Source organism: Azospirillum formosense (assembly GCF_013340925.1).
GTDB classification, from domain to species: domain Bacteria; phylum Pseudomonadota; class Alphaproteobacteria; order Azospirillales; family Azospirillaceae; genus Azospirillum; species Azospirillum formosense.
Window position 1 is genome coordinate 1 of record NZ_WHOR01000136.1, and the last position, 14,962, is coordinate 14,962.

A 14,962-nucleotide genomic window follows, 5' to 3' on the forward strand; every position below is an offset into this window, starting at 1 on the left:
ACCCCTGCACACCGCCGTCTTCTTTTCCCTCCCGGCTGTCTTCGGAAACCGCGGTGCTTGACGCGGAGCCCCCTCGGCGGGCTTGAATGGGTGCCACAGGCCCCGTGTCCCCGCTGCCGAGACTCCATTCCCGTGCGTCCCGTCGTTCTCTTTCCCCTGTTCCGCCCGGTGACGGCGCTCCCCGGCCTCGGTCCCCGGCTGGGCAAGCTCGTCGAAAAGCTGGCCGGTCCGCAGGTCGTGGACCTGCTGTGGCACCTGCCTTGCGGGGTCATCGACCGCCGCTACGCCCCGAAGATCGCCGAGGCGCCGAACGGGCGGATCGCCACCATGACGGTGCGCATCGATTCGCACGCCGCCCCACACAATTCCCGCCATCCTTACAAGGTGCGCTGCACCGACGAGACGGGCGTGCTGGAGCTGATCTATTTCCATGTGAAGGGCGATTGGCTGGAGCGGCAGATGCCGGTCGGCAAGACGGTGGTGGTGTCCGGCAAGGTCGAGTGGTTCCACGACACGCCGCAGATCACCCACCCCGACGCCGTGGTCCCGCTGGAATCGAAGGACGAGATCGAGGCGGTGGAGCCGGTCTACCCGATGACCGCCGGGCTTCCCGCCAAGACGCTGCGCAAGGCGGTGCGGGCCATGCTGACCGACGTGCCGGAGCTGCCGGAGTGGCAGGACGCCGCGTGGCGGTCGCGCAACGGCTGGCCGACCTGGCACGAGTCGATCCGCCGCGCCCACACGCCGGAGGACGAGGCCGACCTCGCCCCGACCAACCCGATCCGCCGCAGGCTGGCCTATGACGAGCTGCTGTCGAACCAGCTCGCCCTGACGCTGGTCCGCATGCAGCAGCGCCGCCTGTCCGGCCGTGTGATCCAGGGCGACGGGCGGCTGCGCGCCAAGGTGGCCGGGGCGCTGCCCTTTTCCCTGACCAAGTCCCAGGCCGGCTCGCTGGAGGAAATCTACGAGGACATGGCGGCGGAGCGGCGGATGCTGCGCCTGCTCCAGGGCGACGTGGGCAGCGGCAAGACGGTGGTCGCGCTGATGGCGATGCTGAACGCGGTGGAGGCCGGTCATCAGGCCGCCCTGATGGCGCCGACCGAGATCCTGGCCCGCCAGCACGCCGAAAGCCTCGCCCCGCTGTGCAAGGCGGCGGGGGTGGACCTCGCCTTGCTGACCGGGCGCGACAAGGGCAAGGCGCGGCAGGCGGTGCTGGACCGGCTGGCCTCGGGCGAACTGCCGCTGCTGGTCGGCACCCACGCGCTGTTCCAGGAGGACGTCGCCTTCAAGGACCTCGCCCTGGCGGTGATCGACGAGCAGCACCGCTTCGGCGTCCACCAGCGGCTCCAGCTCTCCGCCAAGGGGCGGGCGGTGGACGTGCTGGTGATGACGGCGACGCCGATCCCGCGCACGCTGACGCTCACCGCCTACGGCGACATGGACGTGTCGCGCCTGACCGAGAAGCCGGCGGGGCGCAAGCCGATCCAGACCGTGACCATCGCGCTCGACCGGCTGGAGGAGGTGGTGCACGGCATCCACCGCAAGGTGCAGGAGGGCGCGCGGGTCTATTGGGTCTGCCCGCTGGTCGACGAATCGGAACAGACCGACCTCGCCGCCGCGACCGAGCGCCACGCCTTCCTGCGCGCCACCTTCGGCGACCGGGTGGGGCTGGTGCACGGCAAGATGCGCGGGCCGGACAAGGACGCGGTGATGGCCGCCTTCCAGGCCGGGAACCTGGACGTGCTGGTCGCCACCACGGTCATCGAGGTCGGCGTGAACGTGCCCGAGGCCACCGTCATGGTGATCGAGCACGCCGAGCGCTTCGGCCTCGCCCAGCTTCACCAGCTCCGCGGCCGGGTGGGGCGCGGCGAGAAGCCGTCGTCCTGCCTGCTGATGTTCGACCCGCAACTGACCGAAACGGCCCGCGCCCGCCTGAAGACGATGCGCGACACCGAGGACGGCTTCGTCATCGCGGAGGAGGATTTGCGGCTGCGCGGCGCGGGCGAGGTATTGGGCACCCGGCAGTCGGGTCTGCCCGAGTTCCGCATGGCCGATCTGGCGGTGCACGGCGACCTGCTGGCCGCCGCCCGCGACGACGCGAAGCTGATCGTGGACCGCGATCCGGACCTGTCCGGCGAGCGCGGTCAGGCGCTGCGAACGTTGCTGTACCTGTTCGAACGGGACGCGGCGGCAAAGACGTTGCGGTCGGGGTGAGTGATCCTTCGGCGAATATTGATTCAATCAAAATTAACCAATTTTTTAGTGCCTTGAAACTTTTTTATTGTTTTATATTGAGCAGCTGTATTTGTGGTTCGTTTTTTTAAATAAGGTTGGTAATCGTGTGTCTTTCCATGTGGGAAATACTCTTCTATGTGTTGCGTTCGGCTTTTTATAATTATTAAAAACAGTTAGATTGGGAATGATTAGAAACCTAACCATTAAATGCGGTTGAATGTTTGTATTGATTTTGTCGTTGCCTCGATCTACGATTTGGCTGTTATTCTCCGTTTTCTGCAATTGAGAAATGCGCTGACTGCCAACCTTCGTTCGCCAACGCCTTGTGTGGTGACGTGGAAATGCATGGTCAACCTGGAACTGATTGGCTTCGGGCCGTGGCTGTGTGGGATGGCGCAGTGATTTGGTTCTCCGCAGTCGAGGAACGCGACCATGATCATTTCCGATGTCTCCTCTCCCGTCAGCGGATCGACCCAGCGCGCAACGTCTCCGGTTTCGTCCCCCGCTATTTCGTCGACGCTTGGAGCCGGGGCCGGGGCGGCAACGGGCGCTGCCGGACTTACCGACACTGTGTCGTTGAGCCCTCTGGCCTCCTCCTTGCGTGATGAATCCTTGATGGCGTTCAATGCGCTGTCCGCCGAAACACGGACGCAGTTGTCGTCGCTGGTCGACAGCGGCAAGCTGACCGGCGAGGACGTCCACAACGCGCTGAAGCAGCGGCTCAAGGAGTCCAGGCGCACGGCCTACTCGGCGACGTTCCGCATGGCTCACAATGAGAACGCCGCCCTTTTCTCCGACGACGGCACCACGCCGGACGATTTCAGGAAGGCTTTGAGCGCGACCAGTGCGAAGCGGGATGAGCTTATGGCAAAGCTGTCCTTGTTGGATCAGCGTGGGCAGGGCGGGTCGGAACCTTACGGCGAGATTTCGGCCTCGCTGATGGCGCAGAGCACCAACCCAGCTCTGCTGCGAGCGCAATCCAATGGTCAACGTATAGTCCTGGACCCGTTCCAGAGCTTCAGCCTGACGCAGCCCGTCGATTCGCGGATGGCGTACACACGCAAGGAAGGCGATGCGGCCTACAAGTTGAAGGACGCCGGCGTGGATCTGTCGTCCATCGACAGGGCCCTTCGCTCCCTCGGAGAGCGGGACGCGGCGTCTCTGATTGCCGAGCGGACGGGGCAGCCGTCCGCCCATACGGTTGCGCACGATCGTGAATTCTCCGCGGATGAATCGGTCTTTCCGTCGATCTCCTTGCCGGCACCGCAGGGAAGGACGGAAGCTCCGGCAATGGGCCAGAGGGTTCAAATCAGCGAAGAGGTCAAGGCGGCGTTGGAAGCGCAGGTCAAGAGCGGGCGCGATCCCTTTGAAAACGCGAAAGCCGACCGCCAATACCGCGAAGGCATCCGGGTGAGCTACTGAGGGACACGCACCGGTCAGGCGCTTTTGCGTTCCCGATCCAGCTTGTGAAGCTGCGGGGGAGGCTTGCGGTCCGGCGGGGTGACGATGCCGCCGGACATCACCAGCTTCAGCCCGTCTTCCACCGTCATGTCCAGAACGGTCACCTCGCGCCGCGGCAGGATCGCCAGATAGCCCGCGGTCGGCGGGGCGCAGGGGATGAAGACGTGCACCATCTCCTCTTCGGAGATCTTCTGGATCTCCGGATGGGCGCCGCCGGTGATGAAGCCGAGCGACCACATGCCGTGGCGCGGGAACTCCACCAGAACCACCTCGCGGAAGGCCTTGGACTTCTTGGCGAGCACCGTCTCGACGATCTGCTTCACCGCCCCGTAGACGGAGCGGACGACCGGCATGCGCTCCACCACGCCCTCGCCGATGCGCACCACCAGCCGCCCGACATAGCCGGCGGCGAAGGCGCCGATCAGGGTCAGCACGATGATCAGAGTCAGCACCCCGATGCCGGGGATCGAGAAGGGCAGGTAATTCTCCGGGTTGTAGGCGGAGGGGATCAGCGGCCGGACATGCCCGTCGATGAAGGCCAGCAGCCACCAGCCGAGATAGACCGTGACCGCGATCGGCGCCGTCACCAGAACGCCCGCCAGGAAATAGGCGCGCAGCCGCCCCATCAGGCCGATGCCGGCGGGCCGGTGGGACGCGCTCTCGTCCGCCGCGCTCTGGCTGTCCTGCTCGTTCCGATCCACCGCCCCACCCCCGAAAATCCGATGCCCGATATAGTGATACAGGACGTGGCTTCCGCTCAATCCACAACGACGTATCGGACGGCGGGAAAGAGTCGCGGGAGAGCAAGCGAAGGAACTCCCTCCGGGGGGCTGGTCCGCCACCCCCGCGCGCATCACATCGCTGTGAATGACCCACATCCCCCGCATCCTCTCGCTCGCCACCGCCCTGCCGCCCCATCGTCTCGGCCAGGACGAGGCGCTCGGCGTCGCGCGGGCCGTCTTCGGGCCGCGGATGCGCGACTTCGATCGGCTGGTTCCGGTCTTCGCCAACACCGGCATCGAAACCCGCCACGCCGTCATGCCCATCGACTGGTACATGGAGCCGCGCGGCTGGCCGGAGCGCACCGCGGCCTTTCGGGAGGGCGCCCTATCCCTGCTGGAAGAGGCGGCCGGGCAGGCGTTGGCCCGCGCCGGTCTGGGGCCGCAGGACGTGGACGCCATCGTCTGCGCCTCGACCACCGGCATCGCCACGCCCAGCCTGGAGGCGCTGCTGCTGGAACGCATGGGCTTCCGTCCGGACACCGTGCGGCTGCCGCTGTTCGGGCTGGGCTGTGCCGGCGGCGTGCTGGGATTGACCCGCGCCGGGCAGATCGCCCAGGCGATGGCGGGGCGGACGGTTCTGTTCCTGGTGGTGGAGCTTTGCACGCTGGCCTTCCGCTCGGCCGAGGCGACCCCAACCAACGTCGTCGCCAGCGCCCTGTTCGCGGACGGCGCCGCCGCGGTGGTGCTGCGCGCCGATGATGACGGAGAAGGACCGCGGCTCGTCGACGGGGCGGAGCACACCTGGCCCGGAACGCAGGACGTGATGGGCTGGCGGGTCGAGGATGACGGGCTCGGCGTGATCTTCAGCCAGAGCATCCCCACCCTGATCCGCAGCCGTTTGGAGCCGGTGCTCGACGGCTTCCTCGAGCGGCGGCGGCTGGCCCGCGGCGACCTTGCCGGGCTGATCGTGCATCCAGGCGGCGCCAAGGTTCTGCACGCGCTGGAGGAGGTCTGCGCTCCGGTGTCCGCCGGGCTGGACGACGCCTGGGCGGTGCTGCGCCGCTGCGGCAACATGTCGGCGGCCAGCGTGCTGTTCGTGCTGGAGCGGCGCATCGAGTCCGGCGCCCGCGGCCCGCACTTGATGAGCGCGCTCGGCCCCGGCTTCACCGCCGCGCTGGCCCAGATCGATCTTTAGGAGCGCCGTGCATGGAGACGCTGCCGCTGGGCTGGCCCCACGTCATCCTGCTGCTGGTCGCGGCCCAGCGTCTGGGCGAGCTCGTCGTCGCCCAACGCAACACGCGCCGCCTGCTGGCCGAGGGCGCGCGGGAGGTCGGGGCCGCCCATTACCCGCTGTTCGTCGGGCTTCACGCCGGCTGGCTGGCGCTGCTGTTCGCCGTCGTGCCGGCGGACGCGCCGATCAACGGGTGGCTGCTCGCCCTGTTCGTGCTGCTTCAGGCCGGACGGGTCTGGGTGATCGCCACGCTGGGGCGGTTCTGGACCACCCGCATCGTCACCTTGCCCGGCGCGCCGCTGGTGCGGCGCGGGCCGTTCCGCTGGGTCCGCCACCCCAACTATCTGGTCGTGGCGGGCGAACTGGCCGTGCTGCCCCTGGTCTTCGGGGCGTGGTGGATCGCGGTGCTGGCCACGCTTCTGAACGTGCCGCTGACCCTGCACCGCATCCGTGTCGAGGACGACGCGCTGTCCGGACGCCGCTCGCTCAGGTCAGCAGGAAGCACAGCATCGTGACGCAGCCGGCGATGGCCGCCCCGTCGAGGTGGTTCGGAAAGGCATGCCAGAAAGATTCGCGGGACTCGGGCTCCTCGCGGTCCATCTCGTCCAGCCACAGGCCGGCGGGCAATCCGCCGTTGGCGCGCTCCGCCAGGGCACCGGACAGATGGGCCATCGACACCGCCAGATAGCAGAACTTCACGAAGTTCAGGACGAAGTACATCGGCCCGCCGGCCTCGGCGATGGGGTCGGTCACGCCGCCCATTGCCGCCACGGCGGTCGCCATGGCGATGGCCGCGGCGAAGGGGATGGCGACGACGGACAGCAGGCGCTGCGAATCCACGCGGCCGGCGTAGGGGATCAGGCTGCGGGGAACGGGGCCGGAGGGCAGTTGGAACGACATGGCTCTCTCAATTCCGGTGGGCGCGTCCCGTCCGTTTTGCCGCTTTCAGGGTTAACGGGACGTTAGCGGCACCCGTTGGAGGGAGGTGGTTCCACCTTTGCGCAGGCCCGGCTATGCTCCCCGTCGCGCTTGAGGGCGGTTGTTAGAAGGATGCGATCCCGTGCCTGCCGACGCTGGAGCTTCCCGGCTGGAAGGAATCACGTTGCTGAGCCCGTTGTCCGCGGAGGAGCGCGCCGCCGTGGCGCGCCAGTGCCGCTGGCGCCGCTTCCATGCGAACGAGCAGATCATCGATCATCAGGGGGATTCGCGGGATGTGGCGCTGGTCGTCGATGGCCGCGTGCGGGTGCTGAGCCATTCCCCGACGGGCCGCGAAATCAGCTTCGACGACATCGAGGCCGGTGGTTTCCTCGGCGAGATGGCGGCCATCGACGGACTTCCCCGTTCGGCCTCCGCGGTGGCGCTGGAGGAGGGGACTCTGATCGCTTTCCTGGCGCCCCGGCCCTTTCAGGATCTGGTGTCCGGCCATCCGGACCTTGCCATGGCGGTGATGCGGCGGCTGTGCCGGGTCGTCCGCATCGCCACCGACCGGGTGATGGAACTGTCCACGCTGGGCGCCAACAACCGTGTCCACGCCGAATTGCTGCGGCTCGCCAAGCGCGGGCGGATGGAGGGGCCGGCGGCTGTGATCGCTCCGATCCCCGTTCATGCCGATATCGCCAGCCGGGTGAGCACTGCCCGGGAAACGGTTTCCCGCGTGCTGAACGATCTCGCCCGCGATGGGCTGGTGGAGCGGCGGGCCGACGCGCTGGTCGTCCGCGACCTGCACCGGTTGGAAGCTTTGGTGGAGGACGTCCGGGCCGGCGTCTGATGGCGCCGGACCCTGGAGACGGCGATCAGCCCGTCCGTCCCAGAACGGTCATGATCAGGGCACGAAGCGATTCAGGGTCGTAGGGCTTGGGCAGGAAATGCCACCCCGCAGCACGGATATCCGCCTGGGTGGTCGCCGACTCGTCGCCGGTGGTGATGATGACGGGGAGGGCGGAGCCGATTTCCGCCAGCACCGCCTTTATCGATTCCGGCGCTTTGCCGTGCCGTCCCAGATGATAGTCGGACACCAGGATGTCGGGGAGGGCCCCGCCGTTCAGCGCATCCAGAAGAGCGGTAGGAGTCGGGGCGCTGACCAGCAGCATTCCCCAATCCTCGAACAGGGTTTCCATGCACAGGCACAACACCATGTCGTCCTCGAGAAGGGCGACGGTCAACGTGCCGGAGCTTGCGGATCGGCCGGCGAGGAGGGCGTCGGTCATGCGTTATCCAATGAACAGCGGTGGACCAGTGAACAGCAGGACGGCGAAGCCGGTCGCCCGATGCCCTCCGTCCGGCCTGTCTGGAGAAGCCGTCCCGGGATGGCGGCTGTCCGCTCGGTGGTCGATCTGCTCAATTATCCGAGCAGGTAATTTAGATTCTATATCGAGCCTCTCACCGGTGCATTGTCATAGGTTAATCGGAAGGAGGGATATCGAAGGGGATGGGAGACTGTAATCAGTCGCCCGCGCGCTTGCGGTCGGACTTGGCGTCCAGCGCATGCTCCAGCTGCTTCGGTGCCTGGATCAGGTGCAGGTACAGCTCATCGAATTGCCCGACGGAGGCAAGTTGCTTCACGTCGTGGACGGTGATCTGCTGGCCTGCCAGATCGATCAGCCCGATGTCGCGCAGACGGCGGAGCGTCCGGTTGATGTGAACGATGCTGAGGCCCAGCGCGTCGGCCAGGATTTCCTGGGTGACCGGCAGGGTGAAGCGCCCCTCCTCGACCAGCCCGACAATGCTCAACCGCCGCAGCAGCTCGACGATCAGGTGGGCGGTGCGCTCCAGCGCGGTGCGGCGTCCGACGCTGAGCAGGCGTTCGGCGATGATCGCCTCCTCCTTCGCGCCCGACCAGGCAAGGGCGGCGGCCAGACGGGGGAAGAGCTTGAACAGTTCGATGATGCGTTCCGGCTGGAAGTTGGCGACCTCCGCCGGGGTCAGGGTCGTGACGCCATGGTCCGCCGTCTCGAACAGATTGCAGTAAAAGCCGATGATGTCCCCAGGCAGGACAAAATTGACGACCTGCCGCCGCCCATCGGGAAGCGCCTTGTGACGGATCGCCCAGCCTTTGCGCATCACGCGCACACAACCGTAGCGTTCGCCCTGTTGGAGAAGATCGGATCGCGAACCGTGCCTGGTAACATTGCGCTCCAACTCGTTGAGGAAACTCTTCTCCTCATCTGTCAGACTCATGTAACTCGTTATCTTGCGCCCCAGTGGAGATGACGGTATGTTGGCCTGGGCGCGGGTCATTTCTGTTCCAGCCTTTGATCGTCCAATTGTTATGGCCCCTAAGCGAGTGCCACTGCCAGCCCAATTCCGGGCGGCCTCGAACGATTAAGCCAAACGATAAAACCATCTATAACATAGGTTAATAGGGGTCAGATTTTCTCGACCGGACAGGTGAGGGATCATATACAAAACTGTTGGTGGCATTGGCCGTATGGGGTTTTGAACGGCCGTCGGTGGTAACAGATGAGTGCGGGGGGCGGCATGGCGGCGGAGCGGGATGCGGCGGGATTGGCTGCCCTCTCGATTTGTGAATCCCTTATGCTCGCATTGGTGGAACGCGGTGTCCTACGGCTCGAAGAAGCGCATGCCGCGCTCGAAGATGCCGCTGCCGCCCATCAAAATCGCGACCCGAAGGGCGAGGACCCGAACCTGCATCGCTTGGCGTTGCAGATCGTTGAACGGCTGATGATCCAGGTGAACGCCGCCCATCCCACGTCGGCTCATGTCGGAGTCGGGCAGTTGGCCGACGGCGGTTCCCAGGACTGAGCATCCGGCCGGCCTCGACGGGTGGGAAAAAAGATGAGCCCCGTCGTGGCGGCGGGGCTCTCCTCGTGTGCGATTCGACAAACAGAGAAGGTCAGTCCGCTCCGGCTCCGGCGGCTTCCGTCGGTTCCGGGCGCCGCTTGCCCAGCCCGATGTTCGGGAAGGCATTGATCAGCGCGGTGATGAAGGCAGAAAGGTAGGGCAGCGACTGCACGACCAGCAGGCCCGACCACATGAAGGCGTCGCGGTTCTCGTGACCGAACACCACCACGATGGCGAGGGCGGCGCCCCACAGGCCCAGCAGCAGCGCGATCTCCTCCCGCGCCATCAGGAAGGCCTGCATCAGCGCCGGCTGGTTCTCACACTTCGGCGTGCGGACGAAGGGGCGCCCGGAGGTGAACATGCCCAGCCACATGGCGCGGCCCACCGTGTGGGTCAGCGCCATGCCGGCGATGGCCGCCCCCACCTTGTCCCAGAAGCCGCACTTCACCCGCGCCTCGTACAGCCAGAGCGAGGCACCGACCTTGAAGGCGAAGACGCTGAGCGTCGGGATCATGAAGACGCTGGGCGGGAACTCGAAATACTTCGGGAAGGCCAGCAGGCCGAGCGACCAGATGATGCCGGCGATGCCGAAGATCATGTGGGCGGCGTCGGCGAACCAGGGCAGCCAGCCGGTGATGAAGTGATACTTCTGGCCGGCGGTCAGGCGCGGACCGCCCGGCAGCAGGTCGCGCCAGTGGTGCTTGAGGATCTGCACGGCGCCGTAGGCCCAGCGGAAGCGCTGCGTCTTGTAGGCGGAGAAGCTGTCGGGGACGAGACCCTTGCCGTAGCTTTCCGGCATGTAGACGGCTTCGTACTTGTGCTCGAACAGGCGCAGGCCGAGGTCGGCGTCCTCGGTGATGCACCACTCGCCCCAGCGGCCGACCTCCTCCAGCGCGGACTTTCGGATGATGGTCATGGTGCCGTGCTGGATGATCGCGTTGCGCTCGTTGCGCTGGATCATGCCGATGTGGAAGAAGCCGGCGTATTCCCAGTTGATCATCCGCTGGAACAGGTCGTGGCTCCAGTCCCGGTAATCCTGCGGGGACTGCACGAAACCGACCTCCGGCCGGTTGAAGTGGGGAATGGTCGCCTTCAGCCAGTCGGGATGGACCTGATAGTCGCTGTCGATGACGGCGATGTGCTGGGCATCCGGCGCCGTCTGGGCGAGGCCGAAATTCAGCGCGCCGGCCTTGAAGCCCGGCCAGTTGTCCAGGTGGAAGAAGCGGAATTTCGGCCCGAGCTTGCGACAGTACTCCTCAACCGGGCGCCACACCGCCGGGTCCTTGGTGTTGTTGTCGAGCAGCAGGACCTCGTAGTTCGGGTAGTCCAGCCGGGCCAGCGCGTCCAGAGTCTCCATGACCATGTGCGGAGGCTCGTTGTAGCAGGGCACATGGATGGACACCTTCGGCGCGTTGGGCAGGGGGGCCGCCGAGCAGGGCTGGAACTTGCGCTTGAAGCGGTCCTGCCAGACGACTTCCGTCAGCTCAAGTCCGTCGATCAGCATGACGGCGAGCAGGACGAGCTGGCAGAAGACCAGGATGCCCCAGGCAATCTCCGTGGTGGTGGCGAGACCGGCGACGCTGGCCGCGGTGAAGGTGAAGACCAGCACCGACGACACGCCCTGGATCATCGCGCCGTAGAAGACCTGCCCGCCGAACTTCAGGTCGCCGCCGCGGCGCCACAGGAAGAAGACGAGCGGCAGGAAGCCCACCGCGATGGAGATCCCGCAGAGCAGCGGCCAGTTCCGCAGTTCCGTCACCTCGCCGATCATCGGGAACTTCGGCTTGCGCCACGCGTCCCACAGGCCCCAGCTGGTGCCGGCGGTGCCTTCGATCTCCCGCTTCCAGGGCTGGTCGAAGGCCTCCATGATGAAGTAGTCGAGCTTGTTCTGCGCCGCGACGTTCAGGAAGGTGCGGATGAACTTGGCCTGGTTGACCTGGCTCGCCTCGGCGCCACGGCGCCATGGGCCGTCCGCCGGCCAGCCGATTTCCGAGATCAGGATGTGCTTGTTCGGAAACTTGGTCTTCAGCTCGTTGTAGCGGAACATGGCGTAATCGACCGACTGGTCGGCGGGCACGCCTTCCCAGTAGGGCAGAAGGTGGACGGCCAGGAAGTCCACGGCGTCGGCGAGTTCCGGATGCTCCAGCCAGACGTGCCACGGCTCCGCGGTGGAGACCGGGACGTTGACCTTCTTCTTCACGCGCTTGATGTATTCGATGGCCTGCGGGACGGTGACGTCGGCGCGCAGGATCGCCTCGTTGCCGACCAGGACGCGGCGGACGTTGTTGTTGTCGCGCGCCAGCTTGATCAGGCCGTTGATCTCCGGCTCGTCGATTTCCGGCTTGCCGGCGATCCAGGCGCCGGCGGTGATCGGAATCCCGTACTTGCGGGCGATGGGCGCCGTCTGCTCCGACCCGTCGGTGGTGGAGTAGATGCGCACGCCCTTGACCGACCCCTCCAGGGCCTTCATGTCCTTCTCGATGTCCTCCGCCGAGGCCTTATCGCCCTTGGAGGGGCTCTTGTCCGGATGGAAGGGCGTGTAGCCGACGCCGCTGATGGCGCCGCCCCAGGAACGTTCGGCGACCGGGCGGTTCCACAGCGCCCAGACTCCGATGTTGCCCAGGATCACGAGAAGGAGAGCCGCGATCGCCGACTTGCGCATGACCGTCTTTCTTTGTCCCAAACGTCTGCCGGCCGTCCTGGCTTTGTCCGCCCCGGCCGGGCATCATTCAACTCAGTAAGGGTTCAACCGGATCGGCGCGCAGGGGGACTCGCCGCCCCGACGCCACCTTCGGACCGAACACCCGTACCCATCACCCTGGTTGCAGGAACGTCCAAACTCCGCCGCGCGATCCATATAAGCCGGAAGACCGAACGCCACCGACCGGAACATCATCGGACCGAATAAAGATCGTGCGGCAGTTTATACATTTTTCCTAGTCCCGCAACCAGTCCCACTCCGACGCGCCGTCAGCCAGCCCCGCGGTGGCGGTAATCCCCACTGGACGAACGCACCAGATGGGCGTTTTCATCCCCCGAGTGCTCTAACAAAATCCTTGCGAGCCGAAGGGAAGACACGGGACCCCATGATGATGTTCCATCTGCACGACCGTTTGCAGGCTGACACCGCCCCGATCGCCGAATGGCCGCTGTGCCGCGTTCTGCTGATGGACAACCGGGTGTGGCCGTGGCTGATCCTGGTTCCAGCCCGGCACGGCCTGACGGAGATCCACCAACTGCCCCGAGAGGATCAGCACCGGCTGGTGGACGAGATCGCCCTGGCCTCGCGCACGCTGGAGAGCCTGTTCGCCCCGGACAAGATCAACGTCGGCGCCTTGGGCAATCTGGTCCCGCAACTTCATATCCACGTCATTGCCCGCTCCAAGGCGGACCCGGCATGGCCGGGGCCGGTATGGGGATCGGGCTTCGCGGAGCGCTACAGCCCGGAGGAGCGAAACACCCTGATCCGAAAGATCGGGGAAGGGTTGCGCCAAAAGTGAGGGCCGGCGAAACCGAACGCGGCGGACACCTCTCCTTTTTCAACCAAGCGAAGACGTGACGTTTCTCCTGCGGCCTTGTTTACGGTCCCTGAAACATTCACCGATCAAAGGAGTGGGCACCATGAACACCGATCGCATCACCGGTGCCGGTAAGGAGTTGAAGGGTGAGGTCAAGAAGCAGACCGGCGACCTGACCGGCAATCAGGACCTCAAGGACGAAGGCCGCGCCGACAAGGCCGAGGGCAAGCTGGACAAGGTCGTCGGCAAGGTGAAGGACATCCTCAAAGGCGACAAGTGATGGGCGCGGATGAGCGGGGGCATCGCAAGGACGATGCCCCGTCCGACGCCGCCCAGCGGATCGAGGACAAGCTCATCGAGGAAACCGGGCAGGCCTCGGGCGACCCGGACAAGCCCGTTCAGGAAAAGTTCGATGAGCTGGGCGAGAAGCCCGACATCAAGAAGAAGAGCTTGAGGGACTAGGAATTGCCCCCTTCCATTCGGACGGGGGTTTTTCTTCGTCATTCGATGGTGATTTGCGCCTCGACCCGCACCGGGAAATTCACGGAATTGGCGATGAAGCACTTCCCGTGGGCTTCGTGATGCAAGGCCTCGGCCTTTGCGGAATCGCTGCCGGGAGCGAGGGTAACCTGCGGGCGCAGCACGACGTCGGTGAAACGACCCCCGCCATCAGCGTCCTCGCCCATCGTTCCGGCGGCCTCGTCCGTGTAGGCGGTCACGGTAATGCCGCTCACGGCGCACAGATGCAGGTACCACAGCATGTGGCAGGCCGAGAGCGAGGCCACGAGCATGTCCTCAGGATTGTAGCGCGCGGGATCGCCGCGGAAGGCCGGGTCGGACGAGCCGGGGATCGGTGGCTTGCCGGGCGCGGTGATCTCAAGATCGCGGCTGTAAGCCTTGTAGCCGGAGGTTCCGGTTCCCTGGTTGCCGGTCCAGGTCACCGTCGTGCCGTATTGGTGCTCGCGTCCTGACATGACCCCTCCGCATGCTTTTCCCAGAGGGTACCCGCGAACACCGGTGCTGAAAAGAAAACGGGAGAGCCGAAGCCCTCCCGAAATCCCATGAACGCTATGTCCCAAAGGCTCAGCTGGCTTCCGCCGCGCGGGCGTGGCGCTTGCGCTCGTTCGGGTCGAGATAGCGCTTGCGCAGGCGGATGGACTTCGGCGTCACCTCCACCAGCTCGTCGTCGCCGATGTAGGACAGGGCGCGCTCCAGCGTCATCTGGATCGGCGGGGTCAGGCGGACCGCCTCGTCCTTGCTGGTGGTGCGGATGTTGGTGAGCTGCTTGCCCTTGATGACGTTGACCTCAAGGTCGTTGCCGCGGGTGTGCTCGCCGATGATCATGCCCTGATAGACCGGAACGCCCGGATCGATCAGCATCGGGCCGCGATCCTCCAGGTTCCACAGCGCGTAGGCGACCGCGGTGCCGTCGGCGTTGGAGATCAGCACGCCGGTGCGCCGGCCGGCGATCGTGCCCTTGTAGGGAGCGTAGCCGTGGAACAGCCGGTTCATGATGCCGGTGCCGCGGGTGTCGGTCAGGAACTCGCCCTGATAGCCGATCAGGCCGCGCGACGGGGCGTGGAAGACGATGCGGGTCTTGTTGCCGCCCGACGGACGCATCTCGATGAGGTCCGCCTTGCGCTCCGCCATCTTCTGCACGACGGTGCCGGAGAACTCCTCGTCCACGTCGACGACGACTTCCTCGATCGGCTCCAGGCGCTGGCCGTTCAGCGGATCGGTCTTGAACAGCACGCGCGGACGGCTGATGGCCAGCTCGTAGCCCTCGCGGCGCATCGTCTCGATGAGGATGCCGAGCTGCAGTTCGCCGCGGCCCGCCACCTCGAAGGCGTCGCCGCCCTCGGTGTCGCTGACGCGCAGGGCGACGTTGCCTTCGGCTTCGCGCATCAGGCGGTCGCGGATCATGCGGCTGGTGACCTTGTCACCCTCGCGACCGGCCAGCGGGCTGTCGTTGACCGAGAAGGTCATCGCCAGGG

Annotated in this window: 16 protein-coding genes; 9 read left to right on the top strand and 7 right to left on the bottom strand. The window is 65.8% G+C overall.

The genetic code is table 11. From position 1 onward, the window contains the following. Window positions 1–132 precede the first annotated feature (132 nt). The gene (gene recG / locus GBZ26_RS17560; protein WP_174439936.1) at window positions 133–2,214 is read left to right on the top strand and encodes an ATP-dependent DNA helicase RecG; all 2,082 of its coding nucleotides are present in this window, start codon (window positions 133–135) and stop codon (window positions 2,212–2,214) included. A gap of 453 nt (window positions 2,215–2,667) precedes the next feature. Continuing rightward, entirely contained in the window at window positions 2,668–3,657 is a 990-nt protein-coding gene (locus GBZ26_RS17565; RefSeq protein WP_174439937.1) for a hypothetical protein, read from the top strand. A gap of 14 nt (window positions 3,658–3,671) precedes the next feature. Here GBZ26_RS17565 and GBZ26_RS17570 read toward each other — a convergent pair whose 3' ends face one another. Next, on the bottom strand, window positions 3,672–4,397 hold the full coding sequence (locus GBZ26_RS17570) for a DUF502 domain-containing protein (RefSeq protein ID WP_174439938.1): 726 nt from the start codon (window positions 4,395–4,397) through the stop codon (window positions 3,672–3,674). Window positions 4,398–4,563: 166 nt separating this feature from the next. Here GBZ26_RS17570 and GBZ26_RS17575 point away from each other — a divergent pair, with 166 nt between their 5' ends. Together GBZ26_RS17575 and GBZ26_RS17580 are read left to right on the top strand one after the other, a co-directional pair. Then, window positions 4,564–5,613, top strand: a complete 1,050-nt coding sequence (locus GBZ26_RS17575) for a type III polyketide synthase (RefSeq protein WP_174439939.1) — start codon at window positions 4,564–4,566, stop codon at window positions 5,611–5,613. Window positions 5,614–5,624: 11 nt separating this feature from the next. Beyond that, a complete protein-coding gene (locus GBZ26_RS17580; protein ID WP_174439940.1) occupies window positions 5,625–6,164 on the top strand; it encodes an isoprenylcysteine carboxyl methyltransferase family protein in 540 nt (179 codons plus the stop codon). On the opposite strand, the gene GBZ26_RS17585 is transcribed toward GBZ26_RS17580, so the two are convergent. After that, window positions 6,136–6,549, bottom strand: coding sequence for a hypothetical protein (locus GBZ26_RS17585; RefSeq protein ID WP_014240695.1), 414 nt, complete (start codon window positions 6,547–6,549; stop codon window positions 6,136–6,138). The genes GBZ26_RS17580 and GBZ26_RS17585 overlap by 29 nt on opposite strands. A gap of 160 nt (window positions 6,550–6,709) precedes the next feature. Between GBZ26_RS17585 and GBZ26_RS17590 the strand changes: the two genes are divergently transcribed. Then, window positions 6,710–7,417, top strand: a complete 708-nt coding sequence (locus GBZ26_RS17590; RefSeq protein ID WP_174439941.1) for a cyclic nucleotide-binding domain-containing protein — start codon at window positions 6,710–6,712, stop codon at window positions 7,415–7,417. 25 nt (window positions 7,418–7,442) lie between these two features. Here the strand turns inward: GBZ26_RS17590 and GBZ26_RS17595 are convergent, their stop codons facing one another. After that, complete coding sequence (locus GBZ26_RS17595) at window positions 7,443–7,856, bottom strand: response regulator (protein ID WP_174439942.1); 414 nt, start codon at window positions 7,854–7,856, stop codon at window positions 7,443–7,445. Between the two features lie 235 nt (window positions 7,857–8,091). Beyond that, window positions 8,092–8,826, bottom strand: coding sequence for a Crp/Fnr family transcriptional regulator (locus GBZ26_RS17600; RefSeq protein ID WP_246653612.1), 735 nt, complete (start codon window positions 8,824–8,826; stop codon window positions 8,092–8,094). Between the two features lie 300 nt (window positions 8,827–9,126). Between GBZ26_RS17600 and GBZ26_RS17605 the strand changes: the two genes are divergently transcribed. Next, window positions 9,127–9,411 (top strand): hypothetical protein, encoded by a 285-nt coding sequence (locus tag GBZ26_RS17605; RefSeq protein WP_174439943.1) that lies wholly within the window; start codon window positions 9,127–9,129, stop codon window positions 9,409–9,411. A 91-nt stretch (window positions 9,412–9,502) separates the two neighbouring features. Here the strand turns inward: GBZ26_RS17605 and GBZ26_RS17610 are convergent, their stop codons facing one another. Continuing rightward, complete coding sequence (locus GBZ26_RS17610) at window positions 9,503–12,112, bottom strand: glycosyltransferase (RefSeq protein ID WP_014240703.1); 2,610 nt, start codon at window positions 12,110–12,112, stop codon at window positions 9,503–9,505. A 424-nt stretch (window positions 12,113–12,536) separates the two neighbouring features. On the opposite strand from GBZ26_RS17610, the gene GBZ26_RS17615 reads away from it, so the two are divergent. From GBZ26_RS17615 to GBZ26_RS17625, 3 genes are all read left to right on the top strand, one after another. Beyond that, entirely contained in the window at window positions 12,537–12,950 is a 414-nt protein-coding gene (locus GBZ26_RS17615) for an HIT domain-containing protein (RefSeq protein ID WP_246653610.1), read from the top strand. 121 nt (window positions 12,951–13,071) lie between these two features. Next, window positions 13,072–13,248, top strand: coding sequence for a CsbD family protein (locus GBZ26_RS17620; RefSeq protein WP_174439944.1), 177 nt, complete (start codon window positions 13,072–13,074; stop codon window positions 13,246–13,248). Continuing rightward, window positions 13,248–13,430: a hypothetical protein gene (locus tag GBZ26_RS17625; RefSeq protein ID WP_174439945.1), complete on the top strand. Its 183-nt coding sequence runs from the start codon at window positions 13,248–13,250 to the stop codon at window positions 13,428–13,430. The genes GBZ26_RS17620 and GBZ26_RS17625 overlap by 1 nt, the downstream gene beginning before the upstream one ends. Window positions 13,431–13,468: 38 nt before the next feature. Here GBZ26_RS17625 and GBZ26_RS17630 read toward each other — a convergent pair whose 3' ends face one another. Next, window positions 13,469–13,942, bottom strand: coding sequence for an OsmC family protein (locus tag GBZ26_RS17630; RefSeq protein ID WP_174439946.1), 474 nt, complete (start codon window positions 13,940–13,942; stop codon window positions 13,469–13,471). Between the two features lie 109 nt (window positions 13,943–14,051). Next, the coding region (locus GBZ26_RS17635) for a large ribosomal subunit assembly factor BipA (RefSeq protein ID WP_486598847.1) at window positions 14,052–14,962 on the bottom strand (911 nt) is incomplete at its 5' end.

Bases quoted from the DNA above. Each gene is read 5' to 3' on its own strand.
- GBZ26_RS17575 (WP_174439939.1), top strand. From the start codon at position 4,564: ATGACCCACATCCCCCGCATCCTCTCGCTCGCCACCGCCCTGCCGCCC.
- GBZ26_RS17585 (WP_014240695.1), bottom strand. From the start codon at position 6,549: ATGTCGTTCCAACTGCCCTCCGGCCCCGTTCCCCGCAGCCTGATCCCC.
- GBZ26_RS17595 (WP_174439942.1), bottom strand. From the start codon at position 7,856: ATGACCGACGCCCTCCTCGCCGGCCGATCCGCAAGCTCCGGCACGTTG.
- GBZ26_RS17620 (WP_174439944.1), top strand. From the start codon at position 13,072: ATGAACACCGATCGCATCACCGGTGCCGGTAAGGAGTTGAAGGGTGAG.
- GBZ26_RS17605 (WP_174439943.1), top strand. From the start codon at position 9,127: ATGGCGGCGGAGCGGGATGCGGCGGGATTGGCTGCCCTCTCGATTTGT.
- GBZ26_RS17580 (WP_174439940.1), top strand. From the start codon at position 5,625: ATGGAGACGCTGCCGCTGGGCTGGCCCCACGTCATCCTGCTGCTGGTC.
- GBZ26_RS17610 (WP_014240703.1), bottom strand. From the start codon at position 12,112: ATGCGCAAGTCGGCGATCGCGGCTCTCCTTCTCGTGATCCTGGGCAAC.
- GBZ26_RS17630 (WP_174439946.1), bottom strand. From the start codon at position 13,942: ATGTCAGGACGCGAGCACCAATACGGCACGACGGTGACCTGGACCGGC.
- GBZ26_RS17615 (WP_246653610.1), top strand. From the start codon at position 12,537: ATGATGATGTTCCATCTGCACGACCGTTTGCAGGCTGACACCGCCCCG.
- GBZ26_RS17600 (WP_246653612.1), bottom strand. From the start codon at position 8,826: ATGAGTCTGACAGATGAGGAGAAGAGTTTCCTCAACGAGTTGGAGCGC.
- GBZ26_RS17565 (WP_174439937.1), top strand. From the start codon at position 2,668: ATGATCATTTCCGATGTCTCCTCTCCCGTCAGCGGATCGACCCAGCGC.
- GBZ26_RS17625 (WP_174439945.1), top strand. From the start codon at position 13,248: ATGGGCGCGGATGAGCGGGGGCATCGCAAGGACGATGCCCCGTCCGAC.